The sequence below is a fragment of the Tatumella sp. UCD-D_suzukii genome (assembly GCF_000611875.2).
GTDB classification, from domain to species: domain Bacteria; phylum Pseudomonadota; class Gammaproteobacteria; order Enterobacterales; family Enterobacteriaceae; genus Tatumella; species Tatumella ptyseos.
In genome coordinates this window covers 19,685-28,194 of the sequence record NZ_JFJX01000035.1, presented here as the reverse complement: position 1 = coordinate 28,194, position 8,510 = coordinate 19,685, and the positions used below count along the sequence as shown (strand labels likewise).

7 protein-coding genes and 1 pseudogene are annotated in these 8,510 nt (G+C 49.7%); all 8 read left to right on the top strand.

The genetic code is table 11. The features are described from left to right. Positions 1-389 (top strand): annotated as a pseudogene (gene tuf, locus CG67_RS07225) (elongation factor Tu); the annotation flags it as partial. A 223-nt stretch (positions 390-612) separates the two neighbouring features. Continuing rightward, positions 613-996 carry a preprotein translocase subunit SecE gene (gene secE / locus CG67_RS07220; protein WP_025902285.1) on the top strand — a complete coding sequence of 128 codons (384 nt, stop codon included), beginning with the start codon at positions 613-615 and terminating at the stop codon, positions 994-996. A 1-nt stretch (position 997) separates the two neighbouring features. Continuing rightward, on the top strand, positions 998-1,543 hold the full coding sequence (gene nusG, locus CG67_RS07215; protein ID WP_025902284.1) for a transcription termination/antitermination protein NusG: 546 nt from the start codon (positions 998-1,000) through the stop codon (positions 1,541-1,543). A gap of 141 nt (positions 1,544-1,684) precedes the next feature. After that, positions 1,685-2,113: a 50S ribosomal protein L11 gene (gene rplK / locus CG67_RS07210; protein WP_025902283.1), complete on the top strand. Its 429-nt coding sequence runs from the start codon at positions 1,685-1,687 to the stop codon at positions 2,111-2,113. 3 nt (positions 2,114-2,116) lie between these two features. Then, on the top strand, positions 2,117-2,821 hold the full coding sequence (rplA, locus tag CG67_RS07205) for a 50S ribosomal protein L1 (RefSeq protein WP_025902282.1): 705 nt from the start codon (positions 2,117-2,119) through the stop codon (positions 2,819-2,821). A gap of 350 nt (positions 2,822-3,171) precedes the next feature. Further along, positions 3,172-3,669: a 50S ribosomal protein L10 gene (gene rplJ / locus CG67_RS07200; RefSeq protein ID WP_025902281.1), complete on the top strand. Its 498-nt coding sequence runs from the start codon at positions 3,172-3,174 to the stop codon at positions 3,667-3,669. 63 nt (positions 3,670-3,732) lie between these two features. After that, positions 3,733-4,098 (top strand): 50S ribosomal protein L7/L12, encoded by a 366-nt coding sequence (gene rplL / locus CG67_RS07195; protein WP_025902280.1) that lies wholly within the window; start codon positions 3,733-3,735, stop codon positions 4,096-4,098. A gap of 331 nt (positions 4,099-4,429) precedes the next feature. After that, positions 4,430-8,458, top strand: a complete 4,029-nt coding sequence (gene rpoB, locus CG67_RS07190) for a DNA-directed RNA polymerase subunit beta (protein ID WP_025902279.1) — start codon at positions 4,430-4,432, stop codon at positions 8,456-8,458. Positions 8,459-8,510 lie beyond the last annotated feature (52 nt).

Sequence of the window (8,510 nt, the reverse complement as noted above, 5' to 3'; positions counted from 1 at the left end):
TGGACCAGGGTCAGGCGGGTGAGAACGTTGGTGTTCTGCTGCGTGGTATCAAGCGTGAAGAGATCGAACGTGGTCAGGTTCTGGCTAAACCAGGTTCAATCAAACCACACACCCAGTTCGAGTCAGAAGTTTATATTCTGTCTAAAGACGAAGGCGGCCGTCATACTCCGTTCTTCAAAGGCTACCGTCCACAGTTCTACTTCCGTACAACTGACGTGACCGGAACCATCGAACTGCCGGAAGGCGTAGAGATGGTAATGCCTGGTGACAACATCAAAATGGTTGTTACCCTGATCCATCCAATCGCGATGGACGACGGTCTGCGTTTCGCAATCCGTGAAGGTGGTCGTACTGTAGGTGCAGGTGTTGTTGCTAAAGTTATCGCATAATCGCCGATAATATTTGACGTCATGCACATGAAAAGGGCATCATTTGATGCCCTTTTTGTACGCCGAAACATAGAACCTGACTCATCAGTGATTTTCGTACAAATCATTGCTGAGACAGGCTCTGGTTTGGCGTAGGATACCGGATGTACTACAGGTATTTCTGGTTTGGATACCTCGCTATGCGGGGTTTAATGGTTTCTGGATTATTCTGGCAGGTTTGTTTATGAGTGCAAATACCGAAGCTCAGAGGAGCGGGCGCGGCCTGGAAATAGTAAAATGGCTGGTCGTTGCTGTTCTGGTTGCAGTAGCGATTTACGGCAACTATCATTATCGCAACGTTAATTTACCCTTACGTGCTCTGGTTGTGGTTGTTATCATTGCGGTTGCCGGCGCAATTGCCCTTTTGACAACAAAAGGCAAAGCAGCGGTAGCGTTTGCACGTGAAGCAAGAACCGAAGTGCGCAAGGTCATCTGGCCAACCCGCCAGGAAACGTTGCAGACCACGTTAATCGTTGCCGCGGTAACTGCCGTGATGTCACTGATTTTGTGGGGGCTGGATGGTATTCTGGTCCGTCTGGTATCGTTTATCACTGGACTGAGGTTCTGAGATGTCTGAAGCTCCAAAAAAACGCTGGTACGTCGTGCAGGCGTTTTCAGGTTTCGAAAGCCGTGTAGCTGTATCGCTGCGTGAGCATATCAAACTGCACAATATGGAAGACCTGTTTGGCGATGTTATGGTGCCAACAGAAGAGGTCGTTGAGATCCGTGGTGGTCAGCGCCGCAAAAGCGAGCGTAAATTCTTCCCGGGTTATGTCCTGGTGCAGATGGTAATGGAAGATGCCAGCTGGCACCTCGTCCGTAGTGTCCCGCGCGTCATGGGCTTTATCGGTGGAACGTCTGATCGTCCTGCACCTATCAGCGATAAAGAAGTCGATGCGATTATGAACCGCCTGCAACAGGCAGGTGACAAGCCGCGTCCTAAGACCATGTTTGAGCCGGGTGAAATGGTTCGTGTTAACGACGGTCCGTTTGCTGACTTTAATGGCGTCGTTGAAGAAGTCGACTACGAAAAAAGCCGCCTGAAAGTCTCTGTTTCTATCTTCGGTCGTGCAACACCGGTCGAACTGGACTTCGGTCAGGTAGAAAAAGGCTAATCTGTATTCAGTTAAGCTCTTGCATAAGGCGCGAAATTTGCCTACAATTTCGCGCCTTTTGTTTTTACATGCCTGCGGGCGTGTAGATAATTACCACGGGAAGCCTTTAAGTAAGGCGCTATACCCAATTGAGGAAATATCATGGCTAAGAAAGTACAAGCCTATGTGAAGCTGCAGGTTGCAGCTGGCATGGCAAACCCAAGTCCACCGGTTGGTCCGGCACTGGGTCAGCAGGGTGTTAACATCATGGAATTCTGTAAAGCGTTCAACGCAAAAACAGAAAGCCTGGAAAAAGGTCTGCCAACTCCGGTTGTTATCACCGTATACAGCGACCGTTCTTTCACGTTCATTACCAAAACACCTCCTGCAGCAGTTCTGCTGAAAAAAGCAGCGGGTATCAAGTCTGGTTCAGGTAAGCCGAACAAAGACAAAGTTGGTAAAGTGACGCGTGCTCAGTTGCAGGAAATTGCAACGACTAAAGCAGCGGACATGACTGGTGCAGACTTAGACGCGATGACTCGCTCTATCGAAGGTACTGCGATCTCCATGGGCCTGGTAGTAGAGGATTAATAGATGGCTAAGCTTACCAAGCGCATGCGCACAATCCGTGACAAAGTAGATGTCACCAAGCAGTACGAAATCACCGAAGCTGTTGCTTTGCTGAAAGAACTGGCTACTGCTAAATTCGTTGAAAGTGTTGATGTTTCTGTAAACCTCGGCATCGATGCTCGTAAATCTGATCAGAACGTACGTGGTGCAACTGTACTGCCTAACGGTACTGGCCGTAGCGTCCGCGTTGCTGTATTCGCTCAGGGTGCAAACGCTGAAGCAGCGAAAGCCGCAGGTGCTGAACTGGTTGGTATGGAAGATCTGGCTGATCAGATCAAGAAAGGCGAAATGAACTTTGACGTTGTTATCGCATCTCCGGATGCAATGCGCGTTGTTGGCCAGTTAGGTCAGGTTCTGGGTCCACGTGGCCTGATGCCAAACCCTAAAGTTGGTACTGTAACTCCTAACGTTGCTGAAGCAGTTAAAAATGCTAAAGCGGGTCAGGTTCGTTACCGTAACGACAAAAACGGTATCATTCACACCACCATCGGTAAAGTTGACTTTGATGCTGACAAACTGAAAGAAAACCTGGAAGCTCTGCTGGTTGCGCTGAAAAAAGCAAAACCAACTTCAGCTAAAGGCGTGTACATCAAGAAAGTCAGCCTGTCTACCACCATGGGTGCAGGTGTTGCAATCGACCAGGCTGGCCTGAGTACTCAGACTGCCTAAGTCATTGCTTGACGCGGGCGAAATTTTCACCTAGAATTTTCGCCCGTTCTTCCTTAACGGAAGAGACTCTGTACTCCCGAAAGGCAGTAACAGAGCAAGAATTTTCGGTTGGAGCCTGGCCTATCCAGGCCTCCGTCCAAGACCGCAGGTGTTTGTTGCAGTGATCTCAGGGCTTGCCCGGTGATTCTGTCAGACTTAATTCCCTGCGTAGACGGTGAGAGAGCCTGAAGAACCTATTTCTTTTTCTGGATTCTACTCACCGTGTTTAGCGTCTATCCACTTCGGTGGATAGATGAAGTGAGTTCCGGAGGGGAAACTCTCCGGACTAAAACATCCAGGAGCAAAAGCTAATGGCATTAAATCTTCAAGACAAACAAGCAATTGTTGCTGAAGTCAGCGAAGTAGCCAAAGGCGCGCTGTCTGCGGTTGTTGCGGATTCCCGTGGCGTAACCGTAGATAAAATGACTGAACTGCGTAAAGCAGGTCGTGAAGCTGGCGTATACATGCGTGTTGTTCGTAACACCCTGCTGCGTCGCGTCGTTGAAGGTACTCCTTTCGAGTGCCTGAAAGACACGTTTGTTGGTCCAACCTTGATTGCATATTCTATGGAACACCCGGGCGCTGCTGCTCGTCTGTTCAAAGACTTCGCGAAAGCGAATGCAAAATTCGAGGTTAAAGCTGCAGCCTTTGAAGGTGAGCTGATCCCAGCCGCTCAAATTGACCGTCTGGCAACGCTGCCGACTTACGAAGAAGCACTGGCACGTCTGATGTCGACCATGAAAGAAGCCGCTGCAGGCAAACTGGTCCGTACTCTGGCTGCTGTACGCGATGCGAAAGAAGCTGCATAAGCTCTCTGCTAACATCGTTTTTGCTTACGTATAAACTTATTCTGATTCTTAGGAACAATTGTTATGTCTATCACTAAAGACCAAATCCTGGAAGCTGTTGCAGCTATGTCCGTAATGGAAGTAGTTGAGCTGGTTTCTGCAATGGAAGAAAAATTCGGCGTTTCTGCTGCTGCTGCTGTCGCTGTCGCTGCTGGCCCTGCTGAAGCTGCTGAAGAGCAGACTGAATTCGACGTAATCCTGAAATCTGTTGGCGGTAACAAAGTCGCAGTGATCAAAGCAGTACGTGGCGCAACTGGTCTGGGCCTGAAAGAAGCTAAAGACCTGGTTGAATCTGCACCGGCTGCAATCAAAGAAGCGATCAGCAAAGACGACGCAGCTGCTCTGGAAGCTGCTCTGAAAGAAGCTGGCGCTGAAGTTGAAATCAAATAAGATAACCTTCGGGTTACAGTCTGAGTAGTTTGCAGACTGCTGGCTGGTGACTATAATAGTCACCAGCCTTTTTGCGCTAAAAGAGTCTCTGTGGGGTTTCGCATTGTTTGTCCACCTTGATTCTTCCAATGTCTTTTTCTCTCGACGCCTTAATATACTGCTTTCCCGTGGGGTTCCCTGCCTTGCAAGAGCAATGAAATGATTTAAGAGTGATAGAAAAAGATGTATTGCACCTGAGCCAGGCTCAACGGTGAAAACGAAATAATGTTGCATGAACTGTCCTGCAGGACGGACAGCGTGGTTCGACTTGTCAGCGAGCTGAGGAACCCTAATGGTTTACTCCTATACCGAGAAAAAACGTATTCGTAAGGATTTTGGCAAACGTCCGCAAGTACTGGATGTGCCTTATCTCCTATCTATCCAGCTTGACTCGTTCCAGAAGTTTATCGAGCAAGATCCGGAAGGCCAATACGGTCTGGAAGCAGCATTCCGTTCCGTTTTCCCTATCCAGAGCTACAGTGGTAACTCTGAGCTGCAATATGTCAGCTACCGTCTGGGTGAGCCTGTCTTTGATGTTAAAGAGTGTCAGATCCGTGGTGTGACATTTTCAGCACCACTGCGCGTAAAATTACGCCTGGTCATCTACGAGCGCGAAGCGCCGGAAGGGACCGTCAAAGACATTAAAGAACAAGAAGTTTACATGGGCGAAATTCCGCTCATGACTGATAACGGTACCTTTGTCATCAATGGTACTGAGCGTGTTATCGTTTCTCAGTTACACCGTAGCCCGGGCGTATTCTTTGATAGCGATAAAGGTAAAACGCATTCTTCCGGTAAGGTACTGTATAACGCACGTATCATCCCTTACCGTGGCTCATGGCTGGACTTCGAGTTCGATCCTAAAGACAACCTGTTTGTCCGTATTGACCGTCGTCGTAAACTGCCTGCGACCATTATTCTGCGCGCACTGAATTACACCACTGAACAAATCATCGACCTGTTCTTTGATAAAGTGGTCTATGAAATTCGTGACAACAAACTGCAGATGGCGTTGGTTCCTGAGCGTCTGCGCGGCGAAACTGCCTCTTTTGACATCGAGTCAAATGGCACAGTTTATGTCGAAAAAGGCCGCCGTATTACTGCCCGTCATATCCGCCAGCTGGAAAAAGATAATGTCCAGCACATCGAAGTTCCGGTTGAATATATTGCCGGTAAAGTCGTTGCGCGTGATTATATTGATGAGAGCACCGGTGAGCTTATCGTTGCTGCGAACATGGAACTGTCCATGGATCTGCTGGCTAAACTGAGCCAGTCTGGTCATAAGCGCATCGAAACGCTGTTCACAAACGATCTGGACCACGGTCCTTATATCTCTGAAACCCTGCGTGTGGATCCGACCAGCGACCGCCTGAGTGCACTGGTTGAAATCTACCGTATGATGCGTCCTGGTGAGCCACCAACGCGTGAAGCGGCAGAGAACCTGTTTGAGAACCTGTTCTTCTCGGAAGATCGTTATGATCTTTCCGCAGTGGGTCGTATGAAGTTCAACCGTTCATTGCTGCGTGATGAAATCGAAGGTGCAGGTATCCTGAGCCACGACGATATCATCCAGGTAATGAAAAAACTGATCGATATCCGTAACGGTATCGGTGAAGTGGATGACATCGACCACCTGGGTAACCGTCGTATCCGTTCTGTCGGTGAGATGGCTGAGAACCAGTTCCGTGTCGGTCTGGTACGTGTTGAGCGTGCGGTGAAAGAGCGTCTGTCCCTGGGTGATCTGGATACCCTGATGCCTCAGGACATGATCAACGCTAAGCCGATTTCAGCTGCCGTTAAAGAGTTCTTTGGTTCCAGCCAGCTGTCTCAGTTTATGGACCAGAACAACCCGCTGTCTGAAATTACGCACAAACGTCGTATTTCTGCACTGGGCCCGGGCGGTCTGACCCGTGAACGCGCAGGCTTTGAAGTTCGAGACGTACACCCGACTCACTACGGTCGTGTTTGTCCTATCGAAACGCCTGAAGGTCCGAACATCGGTCTTATCAACTCACTGTCTGTGTATGCGCAGACTAACGAATATGGCTTCCTCGAAACGCCATACCGTCGTGTGGTTGACAGCCAGGTGACTGACGAAATTCATTACCTGTCTGCGATTGAAGAAGGCAACTTCGTTATTGCTCAGGCGAACACCAACCTCGACGACGATGGTCGTTTCGTGGATGACCTGGTGACCTGTCGTAACAAGGGTGAATCGAGCCTGTTCAGCCGTGACCAGGTTGACTACATGGACGTTTCGACCCAGCAGGTTGTTTCTGTCGGTGCGTCACTGATCCCATTCCTGGAACACGATGATGCTAACCGTGCATTGATGGGTGCAAACATGCAACGTCAGGCGGTTCCTACTCTGCGTGCTGATAAGCCGTTAGTAGGTACCGGTATGGAACGCGCGGTCGCAGTCGACTCCGGTGTTACTGCAGTGGCTAAGCGTGGCGGTACCGTTCAGTACGTCGATGCCTCCCGTATCGTTATCAAAGTTAACGAAGACGAGATGTATGCCGGTGAAGCGGGTATCGATATCTATAACCTGACCAAATACACCCGTTCTAACCAGAACACGTGTATCAACCAGATGCCATGTGTCAATCTGGGTGAGCCGATTGAACGTGGTGATGTACTGGCAGATGGCCCGTCTACCGATTTAGGTGAACTGGCTCTGGGTCAGAACATGCGCGTGGCATTCATGCCATGGAATGGTTATAACTTCGAAGACTCCATCCTCGTTTCTGAGCGTGTTGTCCAGGAAGACCGTTTCACGACTATCCATATTCAGGAACTGGCTTGTGTGTCCCGTGACACCAAACTGGGGCCGGAAGAGATCACTGCGGATATCCCTAACGTGGGTGAAGCTGCGCTCTCTAAACTGGATGAATCCGGTATCGTTTATATCGGTGCTGAAGTGACCGGTGGCGATATTCTGGTCGGTAAAGTCACGCCTAAAGGCGAGACCCAGCTGACGCCGGAAGAAAAACTGCTGCGTGCTATCTTCGGTGAGAAAGCGTCTGACGTTAAAGATTCTTCTCTGCGCGTACCAAACGGTGTTTCCGGTACGGTCATCGATGTTCAGGTCTTCACCCGTGATGGTGTTGAAAAAGACAAACGTGCGCTCGAAATTGAAGAGATGCAGCTGAAGCAGGCGAAGAAAGACCTGACTGAAGAACTGCAGATCCTTGAAGCCGGCCTGTTTACCCGTATCTATACCGTTCTGACGACCGGTGGTGTTGAAGCTGAGAAGCTGGACAAACTGCCACGTGAGCGCTGGCTGGAACTGGGTCTGACTGATGAAGAAAAACAGAATCAGTTAGAGCAGCTGGCTGAACAGTATGACGAACTGAAGCGCGAGTTTGAGAAGAAGCTTGAAGCTAAGCGCCGCAAAATCACCCAGGGCGATGATCTGGCACCAGGTGTGCTGAAAATCGTTAAGGTTTATCTGGCCGTTAAACGTCAGATCCAGCCTGGTGATAAAATGGCAGGTCGTCACGGGAACAAAGGTGTTATCTCTAAGATCAACCCGATCGAAGATATGCCTTACGATGAAAACGGGACTCCTGTTGATATCGTACTGAACCCGCTGGGCGTACCATCACGTATGAACATCGGTCAGATTCTGGAAACCCACCTGGGTATGGCTGCGAAAGGTATCGGCGATAAGATCAATGCCATGCTGAAGCAGCAACAGGATGTTGCCCGACTGCGTGAGTTCATTCAGCGCGCTTATGACTTAGGCACTGATGTTCGCCAGAAAGTCGACCTGAACACTTTCTCTGATGACCAGGTATTGCGTCTGGCAGAGAACCTGAAGAAAGGGATGCCAATTGCGACCCCGGTCTTCGACGGTGCTAAAGAAAGTGAAATCAAGGAACTGCTGACTTTAGGGGGTATTCCTACTTCCGGTCAGATCACCCTGTTTGATGGTCGTACCGGTGAGCAGTTTGAGCGTCAGGTAACCGTAGGTTACATGTACATGCTGAAACTGAACCACCTGGTGGATGACAAAATGCATGCGCGTTCTACCGGTTCTTACAGCCTTGTTACTCAGCAGCCGCTGGGTGGTAAAGCTCAGTTCGGTGGTCAGCGTTTCGGGGAGATGGAAGTGTGGGCACTGGAAGCATACGGTGCAGCATACACCCTGCAGGAAATGCTGACGGTGAAATCTGATGACGTGAACGGCCGTACGAAGATGTATAAAAACATCGTCGATGGTAACCATCAGATGGAACCAGGCATGCCGGAATCCTTCAACGTACTGTTGAAAGAAATCCGCTCGCTGGGTATCAACATCGAGCTGGAAGACGAGTAAGCACTCGTATTAGTACTGGTTACAGGGTGTCCGGAATGTCCGGATGCCCTTA

Bases quoted from the DNA above. Each gene is read 5' to 3' on its own strand.
- secE (WP_025902285.1), top strand. From the start codon at position 613: ATGAGTGCAAATACCGAAGCTCAGAGGAGCGGGCGCGGCCTGGAAATA.
- nusG (WP_025902284.1), top strand. From the start codon at position 998: ATGTCTGAAGCTCCAAAAAAACGCTGGTACGTCGTGCAGGCGTTTTCA.
- rplK (WP_025902283.1), top strand. From the start codon at position 1,685: ATGGCTAAGAAAGTACAAGCCTATGTGAAGCTGCAGGTTGCAGCTGGC.
- rplA (WP_025902282.1), top strand. From the start codon at position 2,117: ATGGCTAAGCTTACCAAGCGCATGCGCACAATCCGTGACAAAGTAGAT.
- rplJ (WP_025902281.1), top strand. From the start codon at position 3,172: ATGGCATTAAATCTTCAAGACAAACAAGCAATTGTTGCTGAAGTCAGC.
- rplL (WP_025902280.1), top strand. From the start codon at position 3,733: ATGTCTATCACTAAAGACCAAATCCTGGAAGCTGTTGCAGCTATGTCC.
- rpoB (WP_025902279.1), top strand. From the start codon at position 4,430: ATGGTTTACTCCTATACCGAGAAAAAACGTATTCGTAAGGATTTTGGC.